The sequence below is a fragment of the Microcoleus sp. PH2017_05_CCC_O_A genome (assembly GCF_020738785.1).
In the GTDB taxonomy this organism is placed as follows: Bacteria; Cyanobacteriota; Cyanobacteriia; order Cyanobacteriales; family Microcoleaceae; genus Microcoleus.
Genome location: NZ_JAEQCB010000107.1, coordinates 1 through 16859, shown reverse-complemented (window position 1 = coordinate 16859; position 16859 = coordinate 1). Strand labels below are relative to the sequence as shown.

The 16859-nt window shown below is 44.7% G+C and carries 13 protein-coding genes and 1 pseudogene; 10 read left to right on the top strand and 4 right to left on the bottom strand.

The window, feature by feature from the left end:
* Positions 1-2305 (top strand): CHAT domain-containing tetratricopeptide repeat protein (locus JGK20_RS22970; RefSeq protein ID WP_293232251.1); only part of this gene is annotated, 2305 nt, incomplete at its 5' end.
* A 404-nt stretch (positions 2306-2709) separates the two neighbouring features.
* Here the strand turns inward: JGK20_RS22970 and JGK20_RS22965 are convergent.
* Both JGK20_RS22965 and thrC read right to left on the bottom strand, forming a co-directional pair.
* Positions 2710-3345 (bottom strand): Uma2 family endonuclease, encoded by a 636-nt coding sequence (locus JGK20_RS22965; RefSeq protein ID WP_293184870.1) that lies wholly within the window; start codon positions 3343-3345, stop codon positions 2710-2712.
* A gap of 210 nt (positions 3346-3555) precedes the next feature.
* Positions 3556-4674: a threonine synthase gene (gene thrC / locus JGK20_RS22960; RefSeq protein ID WP_293184885.1), complete on the bottom strand. Its 1119-nt coding sequence runs from the start codon at positions 4672-4674 to the stop codon at positions 3556-3558.
* 126 nt (positions 4675-4800) lie between these two features.
* On the opposite strand from thrC, the gene JGK20_RS22955 reads away from it, so the two are divergent.
* The 5 genes from JGK20_RS22955 to JGK20_RS22935 all read left to right on the top strand — a co-directional run bounded on the left by JGK20_RS22955 (position 4801) and on the right by JGK20_RS22935 (position 10758).
* Positions 4801-5094: a hypothetical protein gene (locus JGK20_RS22955; RefSeq protein ID WP_293184872.1), complete on the top strand. Its 294-nt coding sequence runs from the start codon at positions 4801-4803 to the stop codon at positions 5092-5094.
* Positions 5095-5331: 237 nt separating this feature from the next.
* Positions 5332-6384 (top strand): fatty acid desaturase, encoded by a 1053-nt coding sequence (locus JGK20_RS22950; protein WP_293184873.1) that lies wholly within the window; start codon positions 5332-5334, stop codon positions 6382-6384.
* 349 nt (positions 6385-6733) lie between these two features.
* Positions 6734-8224, top strand: coding sequence for an AAA family ATPase (locus JGK20_RS22945; protein WP_293192790.1), 1491 nt, complete (start codon positions 6734-6736; stop codon positions 8222-8224).
* Between the two features lie 6 nt (positions 8225-8230).
* A complete protein-coding gene (locus JGK20_RS22940; protein WP_293192788.1) occupies positions 8231-9118 on the top strand; it encodes a ParB N-terminal domain-containing protein in 888 nt (295 codons plus the stop codon).
* Positions 9119-9639: 521 nt separating this feature from the next.
* The gene (locus tag JGK20_RS22935) at positions 9640-10758 is read left to right on the top strand and encodes a Rho termination factor (modular protein) (RefSeq protein WP_293184877.1); all 1119 of its coding nucleotides are present in this window, start codon (positions 9640-9642) and stop codon (positions 10756-10758) included.
* Positions 10759-10931: 173 nt separating this feature from the next.
* Here JGK20_RS22935 and JGK20_RS22930 read toward each other — a convergent pair whose 3' ends face one another.
* Both JGK20_RS22930 and JGK20_RS22925 read right to left on the bottom strand, forming a co-directional pair.
* The gene (locus JGK20_RS22930; RefSeq protein ID WP_293184878.1) at positions 10932-11267 is read right to left on the bottom strand and encodes a XisI protein; all 336 of its coding nucleotides are present in this window, start codon (positions 11265-11267) and stop codon (positions 10932-10934) included.
* Entirely contained in the window at positions 11255-11671 is a 417-nt protein-coding gene (locus JGK20_RS22925) for an element excision factor XisH family protein (RefSeq protein WP_293198158.1), read from the bottom strand. The genes JGK20_RS22930 and JGK20_RS22925 overlap by 13 nt, the downstream gene beginning before the upstream one ends.
* A gap of 175 nt (positions 11672-11846) precedes the next feature.
* Between JGK20_RS22925 and JGK20_RS22920 the strand changes: the two genes are divergently transcribed.
* The 4 genes and pseudogenes from JGK20_RS22920 to JGK20_RS22905 form a co-directional block, all read left to right on the top strand.
* Positions 11847-13778: a serine/threonine-protein kinase gene (locus JGK20_RS22920; RefSeq protein ID WP_293198156.1), complete on the top strand. Its 1932-nt coding sequence runs from the start codon at positions 11847-11849 to the stop codon at positions 13776-13778.
* Positions 13779-13968: 190 nt separating this feature from the next.
* Complete coding sequence (locus JGK20_RS22915) at positions 13969-14238, top strand: hypothetical protein (RefSeq protein WP_293184881.1); 270 nt, start codon at positions 13969-13971, stop codon at positions 14236-14238.
* 512 nt (positions 14239-14750) lie between these two features.
* Complete coding sequence (locus tag JGK20_RS22910; RefSeq protein ID WP_293184882.1) at positions 14751-16097, top strand: EAL domain-containing response regulator; 1347 nt, start codon at positions 14751-14753, stop codon at positions 16095-16097.
* Between the two features lie 526 nt (positions 16098-16623).
* Positions 16624-16859, top strand: a pseudogene (locus JGK20_RS22905) (MerR family DNA-binding transcriptional regulator); the annotation flags it as partial.

Below are 16859 nucleotides of genomic sequence, written 5' to 3'. Positions count from 1 at the left end.
CAGTCTGAATAACTTGGCAGAACTCTACAGATCCCAAGGACGCTACCGGGATGCTGAACCTCTCTACAAACAGGCATTAGAGATGTGGCAACGCCTGTTTTCTGACGACCATCCTGATTTAGCAAAAAGTCTGAATAACTTGGCATCACTCTACAGATCCCAAGGACGCTACCGGGATGCTGAACCTCTCTACAGACAGGCGTTAGAGATGTGGCAACGCCTCTTTAAAGGCGACCATCCTGATGTGGCAACCAGTCTCAATAACTTGGCAGAACTCTACGACTTCCAAGGACTTTATCCGGAAGCAGAACCTCTCTACGAACAGGCATTAGAGATTTACCAACGCCTATTTACAGGCGCTCATCCTGATGTGTTACTCAGTCTCAATAACTTGGGATTACTTTTAGCAGCTATGCATCGGCCCAAAGCAGCATTTGAAAAAATGCACGAAGCAATCGAAATGGACGATCGGTTGATTCGTCTTAATTTTGCCTTTAGTTCAGAACAAGAGCGACTAAAATCCATTAAAAATAGTAGAGTCAATTTTGATGCTTTCCTTTCCTTAGTTTCTCAATATTTCTCCAACTCTCCCGAACAAGTCCAAAAAGCCTTAGATGTCGTTCTCAAACGCAAATCTATGACGGCGGCGGCGCTAGCGGCGTTTAACTTTGCCATCCACAGTCAACGCTATTCCCACCTCAAACCCGAGTTTAATCGCCTCCGTTCTCTGCAAGAACAACTCTATCACCGCATCAATAACCCTCCCCTTCCAGATATAGAAAAACCCATAGAAGTTTATCATACTCGTTTGGGAGAGTATCAAAAAGATATTGCGGAATTAGAACAACAATCTCAACAATTAGAAAAAGAACTAGCCACCCAAGTTCCTGAAATTCAACTGGAACATCAAACCGTAGATCGTCGGGCGGTTGCGTTGGAATTACCCGCTAATGCCGTATTAGTGGAATATGTGCGGTTCGATCGCTATGATTTTACAGCCCCCGAAGGTAAAAACTGGAAGTCTGCCGAATATTGGGCATTTATTTTACTCGCCGAAGATTCCGATGCGGTGCAGATGATTTCATTAGGTGAAGCCCAACCCATTGACGAGTTAATTGAAAAAGTGCGTCAAGTTTTAGAATTAAAAACTCCTTCAAAACAAGGAAAGGGCAATAAAAAGGGTACTCTTTTCAAGAAGTATCAATATAACCCCGAATATCCCAACGCCCTACGCGAAAAAATATTTACACCTCTCCTTTCGATTCTGCAACCTTACCAAAACATTTTTATCGCCCCCGATTTCCAATTAAGCCTGATTCCCTTTGGCGTTTTGCCCGTCGATGAAACCGGCCAACAGTTATTAAGGGATAATTATCAAATCAGTTATCTCAGTAGTGGCAAAGATGTTTTAAGATGGAAACTTGAAACAGACCGTACCGCCTCCGAATCCTTAATTATTGCCAATCCTAATTTTGACTACCCCGATCCTCCTAGTGAAGAGACATCTGAAACCCAAGATTCACATGACAATTACTTTAAGCCCCTTCGTGAAACCGAACCCCTAGCCAAAAGTATTGCAAAAAAATTAGCCATTCCCAATCTCTATTTAGGCGATGAAGCGGTAGAAACCCTGTTATCTCAAACAGCAAGTCCCCGCATTTTATTAATTGCCACGCATGGCTATTTTGAACCAGAAAGTCCCTCACTCAACCTCACCGAAAACCCGTTAGATCGCTTTGCCGTGGCCCCGGCTAATAATGCCATGATTCGTGCGGGTTTAGCCTTTGCTGGGGCAAATACTTCGCGACAAGGGAAAACTTTACCAGAGGATGCAAAGAAAATGGGGAAAGGATTATTATTAGCTCAGGATGTGGCCGGGATTGATTTATGGGAAAATGAAGTAACGATTTTAATTGCTTGTAAAACTGGCTTGGGAGACGTGCAATTAGGAGAGGGAGTTTTTGGGCTGCGGCGTGCCTTTGCGGTGGCGGGATGTAAGGCTTTAATTATGAGTTTGTGGGAAGTTCCTACCCGCCCTTCTCTGTTGTTGATGGATCGGTTTTTAAGTGATGTTGAGCTGGGTTTAGGTAAGCGAGAAGCTTTATTAAAGGCTCAATCTTATATTCGCACAATTACGATTCGGGAGTTACAACAATTTCGTGACGATCCTGATCGTGATATTCTCGCTGAGTTTATCAACGAGAAAAAAGTTATTTCAGAGGAGTTTATTGAGGCTAACCCCGATTATCAATTGTTATCTCATCCCTATTTTTGGGGTGCATGGATTTCTCAGGGGGAAATGTAGAATGTCGCGTCTAGGGGCTAGAGATTCGGCTATTGGTGTCAACTTCAGACTCAAAACCATAGGAAATGTCGCTTGTAGTTGAGTCTAGATCCCCCTAAATCCCCCTTAAGAAGGGGGACTTTGAAAAGACTCTTGTCCCCCACCCCACAAGAAATTTTAACTAAGAGTGGAACAGGCATCTTGCCTGTCCTATTTCTTAGTCTCGCGTTGCGCGGACTTCGTTTGTGTAGACGCGGTTTCAACCGCCGAGGATCTTGATATAACTGGAAATTTATGAAATTATTTGATTCTGTAGTTGAAATCGATCCTAATGAATATTTCCTGAATAATGTAGCTAAGCTAATGGGCATATTAAGAAGTTTTATCGGCTCGTGATATTAGTCTAAATTTGATTGAAAAATATCTTAGAGTTCTCCCGATTTTTCTCTCGCCCATGCTCGCACGGCTTTACGCAGAGAAAGCCGCCCAGAATAACGATTTTGCTCGATTAATTCTGGTATTTCTTGTATCGGAAGACTTGGAAAAATTGAGCTAGTTTGTACCTCTATATATTCTTTCCCCTCCAGTTGGTAAATTTTGAGTTCACCCGAATCGTAACACCAAATTTCAGGAACACCCAACCGAGCATAAATGGGAAAACGACTGAGAGATTTACTCGTTACGTCTATTTCTAAAGCCAAATCCGGCGGCGGATCTTGTTCCAAATTAAACTGGAGTTTGCCGCGAATTTTTGGCTCATTTTGGAAGTAGAAACAATTGTCTGGTTCTACTCCAGCTTTTTGGATTTCTCGCTTCCAAGTGGTTGATCCTAAACTTGCATAATCTTGCTCCAACACTTCTGCTATATCTTTAACAGTATCGCCGATCGTTTCTTTGTAGTATTCATGTTCGGGTAAGGGTGTCATAATTTCTAAAGTTCCATTGTCATAGGCGAATCTAGCAGCACGGCTTTCACCGAGATCCGCGAGCAAGTTCTCAAATTGTTGCCAACTGATATTATACATAACAACTCGATCGGCACGAGGTTTGGTTAGTAACATAACTTTTTCTCAAGAGTGTTTGACAGATAATCCTATTATAGCCGAATGAAGTTCGGTAACGGATTTGGCTCCCCTCAAGGACATCCGCTTGACTGAAGAAGAAAAGACACAGAAGAGAACACAGAGTATTCATATCTCCTGAAATAAAACTCAGTTAAATTCATCCGTGTCTCCGTGTTCAAATCCGTGCCGTTTCTCTCTTCCTTCTGCTTAAAATCCCATCGCGCCAGCTACTGCATCCAAATTCGGAGCAATTCCTTGCTTAAAGTTGTTCTTGCTGTGATTAATTGCCGTATCTGGGTCTTTCAAACCATTACCAGTGAGTACACAAACCACCGTTGCTCCTGTTGGAACTTGGTCTTTTACCTTCAGCAAACCGGCGACAGAAGCAGCGCTAGCTGGTTCGCAGAAAATCCCTTCTTCGGATGCTAACAAGCGGTAAGCGTCGAGAATTTCTTCGTCGGTGACAGCAGAAAAACTGCCGCGGCTGGCTTCGGAAGCAGCAACAGCCTGTTTCCAGCTAGCGGGGTTGCCGATCCGAATTGCCGTCGCCAAGGTTTCTGGGTTCGCCACCGGTTTGCCTGTTACCAACGGTGCTGCTCCGGCTGCTTGGAATCCCATCATTCGCGGTAGGCGCGAACATTTATTCACTTGGTGGTATTGACAAAAACCCATCCAGTATGCTGTGATGTTTCCCGCATTTCCCACGGGAATGCAGAGCCAGTCGGGGGCGTCGCCCAAGGCGTCCACCACTTCAAACGCGCCGGTTTTTTGGCCTTCCAAGCGGTAAGGGTTGACGGAGTTGACCAAAGTTACGGGATAATTTTCAGCCATGGAGCGGACAATTTCTAAAGCCCGATCGAAATTACCGACAATCGAAATCACTTCCGCACCGTAAAGCAAAGCTTGGGCCAACTTGCCCAAAGCCACATAACCTTCGGGAATCAACACGAAAGCCCGCATCCCCCCGCGTCTGGCGTAGGCTGCTGCCGCTGCCGAAGTATTGCCGGTACTGGCGCAAATTACAGCTTTGGCGCCGGCTTCCTTCGCCTTGGAAATCGCCATTGTCATCCCCCGGTCTTTGAAACTACCAGTGGGGTTGAGGCCGTCGTATTTCACCAGCACGCGCACATCTCTACCGATGAGAGAGGCGATCGCAGGTGCTGGAATCAATGGAGTATTGCCTTCTTGGAGTGTCACTACCGGCGTGGTTTCAGTCACCGGCAGGTAGGGGCGATAAGCTTCGATCAAGCCCGGCCAACCGTGAAGTTTCGGCGAGGCTGCGCGGGCAGCGGAGTTAGCAGCAGAGTCAGTTACAGGTAGAATCAGGGTCACGATGTCAATGGTTTCTAGGCTTTGGCAAAGAATTTACACTAATTTTAGCTCGATCGGTTAATTTAATGTTTGATACGATCCGTTCAGGTTAAAGTAACTTAATGGTGTGAATGTGTAGATATGTCTACTCAATTACTAATGTCAAATAATTCCTCCACTCTTTCTCGGCCTCAAGTCACGGCTAGCAATCCCGAAATCGCTAGTTCTGCTACGCTATCGACGGGTTTTGCGCGCAAAGTAGATTCGGTGAAGTGCCCCTACCAAGCCGATCAGCAAGTTAAGTTCCTGCACCTGCAAGCAGAAATCGACTCCTTGCTGCTGGAAGTCCAAACCCTCAAACAGCAGCGCTCCGTTGCTGGATCTCAAGTTGCGATCGGCAAAAATTCTGCTGTGGGCAACGGCAATTACCAGTAACAACTCGTGCTAATTGTGCCGCCCCTGTGGTATAAAAAGTAAAGTTTTGTTAACCGCAGTGTTTTTTTTAACCAAAAGCGCTAGCCATTTAATCCGCGGCTAGCGATTGCTAGCATTTGCGAAAACGCGCTTGCCTAGTGCTCAACTCGTCTGCTAATTGTTAGTAGCGAGCTGATATTTTACTGCGTTAATTTTGTTAAGCCATCCACTTGGCATACGGAGAGTAGACATCAATTTATGACAGCATCGATCGAAAAACCACTAAATTTGACATCCGCAAGGGACACTTCCAACCTGCGCCTCAAAGATATTCTCCAAACCCTGCCGCGCGAAGTATTTGTCAAAAACCCTCGCAAAGCTTGGACAAAAGTCATCGTCAACGTTCTTCTAGTTGCTGTTGGTTATTTTGGCCTAGCAGTATCACCTTGGTATTTACTGCCCCTGATGTGGATTTTCACAGGTACCGGATTAACCGGTTTTTTTGTGATAGGCCACGACTGCGGACACCGGTCATTTGCCAACCGCCGCTGGGTAAACGATTTAGTCGGACATCTCGCATTTCTCCCGTTAATTTTTCCGTTTCACGCATGGCGTCACGGACACAATTATCACCACAAGCACACCAACAAAATTGGTGAAGATAATGCTTGGCAACCAATGACAGCAGAAAGCTACGCTGCCGCGCCCAAAGCATTACAAATAGCTTATCGTTTAATCTTCGGCCCAATGTGGTGGATTGGATCGATCGCCCACTGGGCAAAAGTACACTTTATGTGGTGGCGCTTCAAAGAAGGTCAACAACGCGAACAAGTGCGGTTTTCGGTTTTTGTGGTTTTGATCGGTGCTGCGATCGTATTTCCGACTTTAATAGCCACCACAGGCATTTGGGGATTCATCAAATTTTGGTTGATGCCCTGGATGGTTTACCACTTCTGGATGAGCACCTTCACCATTGTTCACCACACAGCGCCAGACATTTCATTTAAAGCACCAGAAGAATGGAACGAAGCCCAAGCACAACTATCGGGAACAGTTCACTGCGACTATCCCCGCTGGGTTGAGTTTCTGTGCCACGACATTAACGTGCACGTTCCCCACCACCTTTCAACTGCTATACCCTGGTACAACTTGCGCCTAGCCCACAGCAGCTTAAAGGAAAACTGGCAACCTCATCTCTATGAAACCAAATTTTCTTGGTCTTTAATGAAGCGGATTGCAGACAACTGTCACCTGTACAACCCCGCTGGTGGCTATCAAACATTAGAGGAATTTCACGCTCAAACCAAATAAGTTTGAAACGCGATAAATCCCCTAAAAACCCGGTTTTGTTAAACAAACCGGGTTTTATTAATATCACAATCCCTAGCTAGAATTTTTGATAAATCTTGCTTTTAGCGCAGTCTAGATCCCCCTAAATCCCCCTTAAAAAGGGGGACTTTGAGCATTGCCTGTCCCCCCTTTTTAAGGGGAGTAGGGGTTGACTTTGAAATTACTCTTGTCCCCCCCTTTTTAAGGGGGGTTAGGGGGGATCAGCGGGGCTAATAGTCAAACATTAGATTACATTTGACATGAAGTTGACACCAATTCCCAATTACCCATTACCAATTCCCAATTCCCAATTCCCAATTCCCCATGAAACATGATTTTCAATCCCAATAACTGTCGCAACGAAAGCGAAGTAGAAAGCAAACTCATTGTCAGTTATTTGTTGCCAAAACTCGGCTATACCCCCGACACTTGGCACCAAGAAATCGCCTTTGGGAATATTCGCCTAGACTTCCTCTCATTTGCTACCCAAGTTATCCCCATAGTGTTCGATGCAGACTCGCCCATGAGTTTAGTCATGGAGGCAAAACATCCCAAGGAAAATCTAGACCGCCATCGGCGGAAACTGAAGCGTTACTTAACAAGTTTAAGCATCCGCTACGGACTCATAACTAACGGCAAAGAGATTAGAATTTATGCAAGAGTGAGCGATGATATTCAGCTAGCATTTCAGTGCGCCGGACAAGACCTTGAAAGTAGAATTGATGAAATTATAGCTTTAATTGGCAGAGATAGTTTAAAGTTTGTAATAAATCCAGATAATCTAGAACTGGAAGATAGTAAAACTAATTTAGTTACTCCTGAGTTAATTACCGAAGTATCGGTACAACAAAACAATCCCGCCACCGCAGAACCTGAAATCATTCAAGTCTCATCCCCCGAACAAATACCTGAAGATATTTTAGTTAAATCATCCGATTTAATCATTCCCCAAACCCCGCAAAATAGTATGAAAATAATAGCAGTTTACCACAACAAAGGCGGCGTCGGTAAAACCACAACAGTAGTCAATTTAGCAGCAGCCCTGAGCAAGGAAGGTAAAAGAGTCCTAGTCATCGACTTAGACAGTCAGGCAAATACAACCTTTGCAACTGGTTTGGTCAAATTTGAAGATGAAGAACAAGATGATTTGAAAGATTGCAATATTCTTCAAGTTTTGCAATCAGAGGATTTTTACTCGATCGCCGAAGTAGCCCGCGAGTCTAATTTTTGCAATCCTAAAATCGATGTAGTTCCTTCCCACATCGATTTAATGTACTATGAAACGGAACTAAATCAACTAGATTACAGTCGCATGATTTTAATTCAAAAACTAGCGGAAGTAGAAGATAAGTACGATATTGTACTGATTGATACGCCGCCATCTTTGAATTTTTTCGCCAGAGTTGCCCTGATTGCTGCGGATTATTTAATTATTCCTTCTGACTTAAAACCTTTTGCCAATCAAGGATTGATTAATGTCAAGGATTTTATTAAAAAAGTTAATGGATTCAAAAAACAAATCGGCAAAAAACCTTTAGAAATTTTAGGCATCCTCCCTTGCAAAATCTCACCCAATCCTAAGTTTGTACAGTACAGTTTGCCCAAGCGGAGGGAGGCTATTCCCAAACGCTACGGCCTGGAAATTATGGACAGCGTAATTTATGAGAGAGAGGATTTAGCAAAGTGTGCAGAACTATTTAAAATCGTGGGCAATATGGAAATCGCCGATCCGATTTCGGTGCTAGATTTTAAACCGGATTGCACTTCATCCCAAGAATTTGAAATGCTAGCCGAAGAAGTTTTGGTAAAAATAGGTCAGTAAAAACTTATGAAAAAATTATCTCCGTCACTGGTTGCAGTCAAAAGAATTACCTCCGCAGTTCCCCGTTCCAATTTTGCCGATCGCGATTTAGATAAATTAGCTAGACTTATTTTAGACGCCGGAGGCTTGATTAATCCGATCATTGTCCGCCGCACCAGTATGGATGCTTACGAAATAGTAGACGGAAACCTTGAATACTACGCCGCGGCGAGAGCCAGGGAAATTGAACCTCTCAAGGGCGAGACAATCGGAGCATTCATCCTGGAACCAGAAAATGAAGCACTTCTCCTCGAACAACTGGAAATCCTCAGAAAAACCGCAATCAGTGAGAATCTAGGTGAAATTGAAACTCCCAAAGAGTCATTTATAACTGAGGCTTCAGTTGAAATTGAAACTGTAGAAGCCTCATCTAGTTTAGAGCAGCGAGTGACAAATATTGAAGCCCGGTTAGAAATTCAAATTCATGAATTGAAAGCTGAACACGCCCGTGAAAAAAAGGTATTGGCTGAGAGAATACAAGAAATTGAAAACCTAATTGCCCAACAATTACCTCTGTTAATTGAAGCGCAGTTGGCTAACAGAATTAATGAGTTGAAATCAGAGTCTGCATCGGAAAAGCCCTGTTTGGTAGATGCGGTACCAGAAGTTGAACAGGTAACTTCTCAACCAATGTCGCTGTTGGCCGCACTGAATACTCAAAATCCAGCTCAACTGAAAGCGAATTTTGAATATACTAAGTTAGTGAACGATAAAATTATACAACGAATCCTCGACGAAAAGCGAGATGTGAAGCCGTTTGTGTCATTTGCCAATGTGGTGGAACGTATTCAAGGGCTAGGCGACAAAACAATGATTAAAATTATTGATTACTGGCAAAATACTCATAAGTTGTGAGCCGTCTCAATTGCTTTTTTGGGGGCGGGCTAGAAGCCCACCCCACAAGAGTTAAAACCGGATTTCTGAAAGGTGATTGACTAGGAGCAAAAATACTCACAACTGGCAATTCCTGCTAAACCTGAACACGGTAGCGATCGCCCGATCGCCAAAAAAAGTAAAGATGAGTGAAGCAGTGTATAATTTGTGTCCCCCAGCCAGTTAAACTCATCACAGTCGATTTTTTGTAGGAATTGCAGTCAGTTTTGCCGTTAGCGAAGCCCTCGTTGCAGGATCGCCCGGGCCCTCACCCCACAGCCAGCCGCACAGGTACAGCACGCCGCCGATATCTCTCCCAGATTTAGAGACTCAGGCCAACAAATCCTTTAACTAACCAAAGTCTGAGTAAGGTGTTTGTCTCGCACCCTATCATTAGAGTTCTTGAGTTAGTCCTGTGGCACTTAAAACCCAGGCTGTAAAGTGCAAATATATATAATTACCCAAACACCTGATTTTAATGACAAAAGGGGACTTGTAAGAAGATGGATCGATCGCAAGATCAAAACCGAATAGTAGAATATTTGCGGATTAAGCCAATTAGTCACAGTCAAATTTACACTTCCCAAATTGCAGTACCAGAGACTCAGGGGGGAGAAATCCCTCGCGAACGTCGCGAAGCTCTCAGGAGAAGTCTCATCGAGCAAGGCAGCAACTTAATTCCTTTAATTGTACGTCCTACTGAAGCTTACAGCAACGAAGAAGAATACGAAGTTGTCTGCGGCTCAGATTGGTGTATTGTTGCGAAAGAACTCGGCCTTGAGCAAATGTGGGCTTGGGTTTTTGAAATGACCGACGAGGAGGTAGTTGCGGCTCAAGCAGAAATGGAACATTTAGCTCCGCAGCCGACTCAAAAAACTGCACAACTTGAGACTCTACTGCAACAATTTGAGCTATCATTTCAAAAAAAGGTAGAGAGTCTAACAAAACAAATAGAACAATCTGTTAAAAAGAATGAAGACCTGCTAAAAAAACAAGTAAAAGCTCTAGCCGAGCAGAACTTCGATCGCGATCAAATAACACAGATAAAGCATCTGCTAGAACAAGTTGAAAAAACATTTCATGAAAAGGTAGATAAATTGGCTAAAAAAATTGAACAATCTGGCAGCAATAGTTCTCCGAAATCGGAGGTTATTTCGGAGATGAATCTTGAAGGTGCGTTGAGACAGTTGGATGAACTGGAAAAATTGCTGTCAATCAAATTAGATCGCACTGTCCAAATAATTAATCAGTTTGTGGCTGACACGATCGCAGACGTAGAAAATGACCTAAAAAATCAAATTGCTACGCTCCGCAGCCAACTGGGAGCCGCTGCGACGCACTCAGAAATACAGCCCGAGACACCGCCGAAACAGCAGTCGAAGGCGCAGCCAAAAACCCAGGCTAAGAAGCAGTCGAAGGCGCAGTCGAAACCTCAGCTACCGCAGTTGCAGTTAGAATTGCCGTTTCCGCCCCAGCAGCAACAGCAGGAAGACGAGGAAGACTACGATACTCTTTCGCTGAGACGCTTGAAGGCGATCGGCAAAGACCGGAAAGTGCGGAACTACGCGCGCATGAAACGACCGGAAATTCTGGCTGCGCTCAGAGAAGCTGATGGCAAATAAAGCGGTAATTGTTAAGAGTTAAAACTAATTGTTTGGTGTTCGATCGCGTTTTTATGCAAAATGCGCGATCGGGCTTTTGATACAAATTTCGGCGTTGCTGAGAAAGGAGTATGATTTGCCTCCGAAACTCGCTAGTTTCAGCAACGCCCAATTTTATTGTATTGTAAGCTGGTTTAGGCGATCGCATATCCCGTATGCTGCCGAACGTGATACGGATGAAACCCTAAAACTATCTTGTCTTTAGGCACTCCTAATTCTACAAGTTCTGCGGTAATTCCCGTTTCTATACCATCTTGTTGAATCCAGATTTTTCCGTCAATAATTTCCACATGAACGATACAATCGTGAATTCTTTTAGGCCCTTGCCAGCCATCGTGCATCAGTAAAAAATTGTTTTGTTCGCGATCGACAATAACGCTGCTTTTAATTTCTCCGTGTCCGTAAGAAATCTGGGCATAACTATCTAAAACATTGCGAACAATTTGGCGATATTCATCTAGTCTATCCATCTGATAATTGTCTCCTTTAATGAATCAAAAACTATTAGTTTAAATCTCTTGTTTTCTAGCAAAATCTGCCCAATAGGTTCAGAAAAAATTTCTGCATAAACTTCTGCACGGATTGCCAGATATATTATCCGTTCAGGTTCCGATCGCTGTAGAATATCTTCGTAAACAATATACTGTCCAACAGCTTGTTCTAAGTCATGAACTGGTGAAGCACTCACAAAACTTTTGACTTCTACAGCAATTTTGCGACCTTGTTTTTCGGCGGCAAATAGTTTTTCTGCACCTAGATCGACACTGAGAGTACGTTTGCCAATTTTTAATGGTAGCGGATCTTTGGTTATTGTCCACCCGTCCTTTTCCAGGGCTGTTCTGACATTATTGTGGTAGATGTCTTTTGCTGGCATATTCTAAGCTTAACCATCAACTGTTACCCTAATTATATAATAACACAATGCTTTTCCCAACTCATAGCCGCGGAAAACTACTTGTCGATCGAACTTCAATACCAATTAAGGATAATATTTCTTATAGTCCGAGCAAACAGGAGTCGTGACAGTTTACAAAATCCACCTATAAGTGATGACTAATCCTATCTATCCCGGCATAACTCTCAATAACCACTACCGCATAGTCCGCGAATTGGGACACGGAGGCTTCGGACGCACCTACCTCGCTGAAGATGCCCACCGATTTAACGAACCCTGCGTTTTAAAAGAATTTGCGCCCCAAGTACAAGGAAGTTACGCCTTACAAAAATCCGAGGAACTCTTCGAGCGCGAAGCCGGAGTGCTCTACAAACTGCAACACAATCAAATTCCGCGCTTCCGCGAAATGTTTCGCGTCAGTATAGTCGATCGAGGCTACCTATTTCTCGTCCAAGACTACGTACCCGGTCAAAATTACCGCTTCCTGCTGGATGCCAGGAAGCGTCAGGGTTTGCGGTTCATCGAAGCAGAAATCAATCAACTGCTGATTCAAATTTTGCCAGTCCTCGAATACATTCACTCCTTGGGAGTGATTCACCGCGACATCTCCCCCGACAACCTAATTCTGCGCTTGTCTGACGGAATGCCCGTGCTGATTGACTTCGGCGGAGTCAAACAAATCGCCGCCACCGTAGAATCTCTATTTGCTGAAACTGAAGCTAACATCACTCCCACCCCCGCGACTCGCATCGGCAAACTCGGCTATGCTCCCGTCGAACAGATGCAGATGGGGATTGTGTCTCCGCACAGCGATTTGTACGCTCTGGCGGCCACGGTTTTGGTGTTGCTGACGGGGAAGGAACCGCATGAATTGCTCGACAGTCAGACGCTGAATTGGAACTGGCGATCGCACTGTTCTCTATCTCCGAATTTGTCCCTGGTGCTGGATAAAATGCTCGCTCAGCAGCCAAACCAGCGTTACTCCTCGGCTCGCGAGGTTTTGCTCGCTCTCTCCGGCAATCCGCTGTTACAGCCACAGCCACAGCCATCCCCACAGCCGGATTTGGGACTCACGCAGCCACCGCCGGACTACACACCTCTGGCCGCACCCATACCCGTGCCAGCCCCCGCCCCGAAGCTTCCGGGAACTCCAGTGCGAGTGGCCACGATCGGCAATCAGCAAAAGATGCCTGCTTGGAAAATGTTTTTGTTCGTAGTGGCGGTGCTATCGAGTATGGGCGGAGTTGGCTGGTTTGCGGGCAATTATGTGTTAAACCTGCAATCAAAAGTGCAGAAGATTCCCGTGACTCCGGGCCCGAAGCAGCAGCAAGAGGATGCTTTGCGCGATCGCTACTCTCGGCTTAAAATTGACGATCGATTCTACAACGGTTACGTCAACCTTGTAGATGAGAATTTCTATGCCAAATACCCAGAATTAAACGGGCGGCTGTTAAAAGAAGGCGACGAGGATCGCCAATGGCGCGAAAGGTGGCAGAAAATCGGCGACGACTTGCTCAACAAGCTCGAAAACCTTAGCAGCGATGCTAGAGCGCGGTTGGGCAGTTACGAGACTGCCGATCTCGATCGCTCCAAAGCCGAGGTTAACAAGCTGAATTTGAGCAGTCGAGCGCTGTACGATTTGGCTGATGCCAAGTTCTTTTATTGGTTTCCACAGCACCCACGGAATAAAAATATCATCGGTTTGCCGATCGGACAAATTTGGCAAGCAATTACCGCCGACGCCCTCGCCTCTTTGCAAGCAGGAGCAACTCTTGAAAGCGTCGAATTTGACCGCCGCGCGAACAACAAAACCCTTAAAGGAAATCTCAAGCCCGGAGAAGGCAAAGCTTACATTGCCAGGTTCGCCCAAAATCAGATTTTGAGCGTAAATTTGCAAGCTCCGCGCAAATCAACTCTGCTATCAATTTATTCTCCTGGGCGCACCAACAAAGCCAAGGCTTTACTGGAAGATGCAGAGGAGGTGAGTTGGTCTGGAACTCTCGATGATGCTGGTTTTTATGAATTCGTGGTGGTTTCTCAGTCATCCGAGCCGATCGCCTACGAGTTGAATCTGGAGACGAAATAACCCCCATCCCAAAACGGATCTTAGCCCCCGACTCCTGTCGCGGTCGAAAATTTGAGACTCCCGTTCAAGCTCACTGACTCATCGGTCGGAGTAAATCTAAAATCGACTCAAGGCTATTGACGCCTTGAGGGCGATCGAGCCATAATGAAGTAATCCCGAGCGGGTAAATTTTCCGGTTCAAACAAAGAATATGCTGAGATTTGCGATCGTAGCTTTAGTAACTTTGGGATTAGTATTAATGACTGCATTAGGTTTATCTTCTGCCAGTGCGACAGTCAGCAATCCCGAATTTTATGCTTGGAACTTTGCCTCTGTAGGCAGCAGCGAGTTAGTTTGCAAAAAGACACTTGTAGTTCCGCGAGACCTCATCATTCCGTCATCATCAATGCAAGCTGTCAGTATCAATTCTGCAATTGTAGATGACAAGTTTTGCGCGAATTCCACTAAACCTGTGAATTAAGGCAGCGCATCCTATGATGTCCCCTGAAACGACAAAATAAAATTGGCTTGATCGTTCGGACTTTAGTCCGCATCCATCAGTCCATCCTATGATGTCCCCTGAAACGACAAAATAAAATTGGTTTGATCGTTCCGACTTTAGTCCGCATCCATCCCAGGAATGAAGCCAGAACGATCGAACACTTTTTAAAGCGAATTGACCCGACATTATATAAAAAATGCCACCATCCACGTATTGAAAGTGTTGGCGGCATTTTTTATGAGAAAAAACCAATATTTCGTTATTAAATCTTATTAAAATAGTCGGGCGCAACAGTTGTATGCCTTTGAAAGCGATCGAAAACTATTGCGAATTTTGCCAATTCTTTGATTGTCACTTAAGAACCGAGGGAAAATCTTTAGCCATTTGGCTAAAAATTTATTAGCTAATTGGCCTAATCAGTAACTGTCAAGTTTGAGTATGCTAGAGTTAGTCAGGTTCTGATATATAGTGCCATCTGTTATCTAAGTATCATGCTCAAAATTTTAGTCATTGAAGACGACGAATTAATCCGGGAGACTCTTGTGCAACTCCTGGAATCTCACAGCTACCGAGTTATCGTGGCAGAAAACGGTCGATTTGGGGTGCAGATGGCACTTTCGGAGATCCCCGACTTAATTTTGTGCGACGTACAGATGCCGGAACTCGACGGTTATGACGTGTTGCGGACTCTGCGACAAAACTCCCTGGCTGCTACAATTCCATTTATTTTCCTCACGGCTCAAAGTGCCAAAACCGATTTTCGTCGGGGGATGGAATTGGGGGCTGACGATTACCTAACAAAGCCGTTTACTAAGGCTGAATTGTTGGGGGCGATCGCTTCTCGCGTCTCGAAACGGCAAACTATTACCCAACCCCTGACAGTTGCGCTTCACCAAGCAGAAGCCAGACTCAAAGATTTAGCTAACGACTCTACAAAGGTTTGTGTCCTCTCCCCTGAAAAGTTGGCTCTAGAAGCTCTGCTGCGCCACGCTTTAGCACAAGGTGAGTTTCAAGTATACTATCAGCCCCAGGTGAATATTGCTACCGGACAAGTTATCGGCGCTGAAGCTTTGGTGCGCTGGCAAAATCCCGATCGAGGTATAATTTCTCCCGCTGAATTTATTCCCTTAGCCGAAGAAACAGGTTTAATTATTCAGATTGGCGAGTGGGTACTGCTTTCAGCTTGCGCTCAAGCCGCGAGTTGGCTGGCGGCGGGGTTCTCGCCTTTTACGATATCAGTAAATTTGTCGGCCCGGCAGTTATCCGACCCCGAACTCAAGGCCCGAATCGTGCAAATATTAGAAACTACAGGCTTGGAGCCTGCTAATTTAGAATTAGAAATGACCGAAAGCGCTCTGGTAGAAAATGCGACAGTCGCAGGCGCAACTTTAAACGAACTTAAAGCTCTCGGAATTCGGATTGCCATTGACGACTTCGGCACCGGTTATGCTACTTTAGGATATCTCAAGCAATTTGCTTTTGACAGCTTAAAGATCGATCGCATTTTCGTGCGAAATGCCAGCGAAGACGCTCAAAATGCTGCTATTACCACAGCAGTAATTTTGCTGGGTCACAGCTTAAATATGACAGTAATTGCAGAAGGAGTAGAAACAGAAGCAGAACTAGCTTTCTTGAAACAGCACCAATGCGATATCATGCAGGGGTATCTGTTCAGCCGCCCCGAACCGGCAGCGATAATTGAAAGTATGTTGATTGCCAACCAGCGTTTGTTCGCTCAGCCCCCAGTAGCAGCACCTGCTCGTGTTATACCTTTTGTCCCTGTCTCCGAACCCGAAAAATCTAAAAACCTTACCATGTCAGGTCTAGGAATAGTCTAAGTGTTACCAGGATTTCTGTATGATAAAATGAAATTCTTTGGCTCTTCATTAAGTAGGTAGGCGCTATCAAACTGAACCATGTAACAGTATGTAAACAGGGCCCAGGAGTGCTACTTTCTTGGCATTTGGATAGTTTACAATTATTACATAGTGACGTTTGGTAGCGCTTACCTACTAGCGCGTTATGCTGAATAAGTCTGTAAGCTAGGCCTAAACCCTTACCGGGCAATCAGCCTAGTTATGATTCTTAGCCTTTGAGGCTTGGGGGCAAAGTTTAGGCTAGAAGCCGGGATTTTACAGCCAAGCGATCGTGCTTAATGAAAAATTCAGCAAAAAAGGTACTGAAGAGCCAATTCTTTCTTTTAGCTGCTTTTTTCTGCGGAAAAGTTGACGCTCCCTCTTGAAAAGTTGTAGCTTTTTGAGAGCATTCTCCTGTTGATTGATTTACTGAATTTTGATTGAATTATCTGAATAATGTGTTAAACTAGCCGAATATTCAGCATTATTCACTTTTGGCTACTCAACCCCAAGGCAAGCAGCCGAACATTTTGGAGTTTGCCTACATACGCTCAGGCGATGGGAAAAAGATGGTATTATTACCGCCATTCGCACACCCTCCGGTCAACGACGATATTTAATTAATTCTGATGCCGGATTTAGCAAAACTAATCAAAGAACTATCCTCTACGCCAGAGTCGACCGTCTGCATCAAAAAGCCGACCTTGACCGACAAATTGCAAAATTATTGGAACTCTATCCATC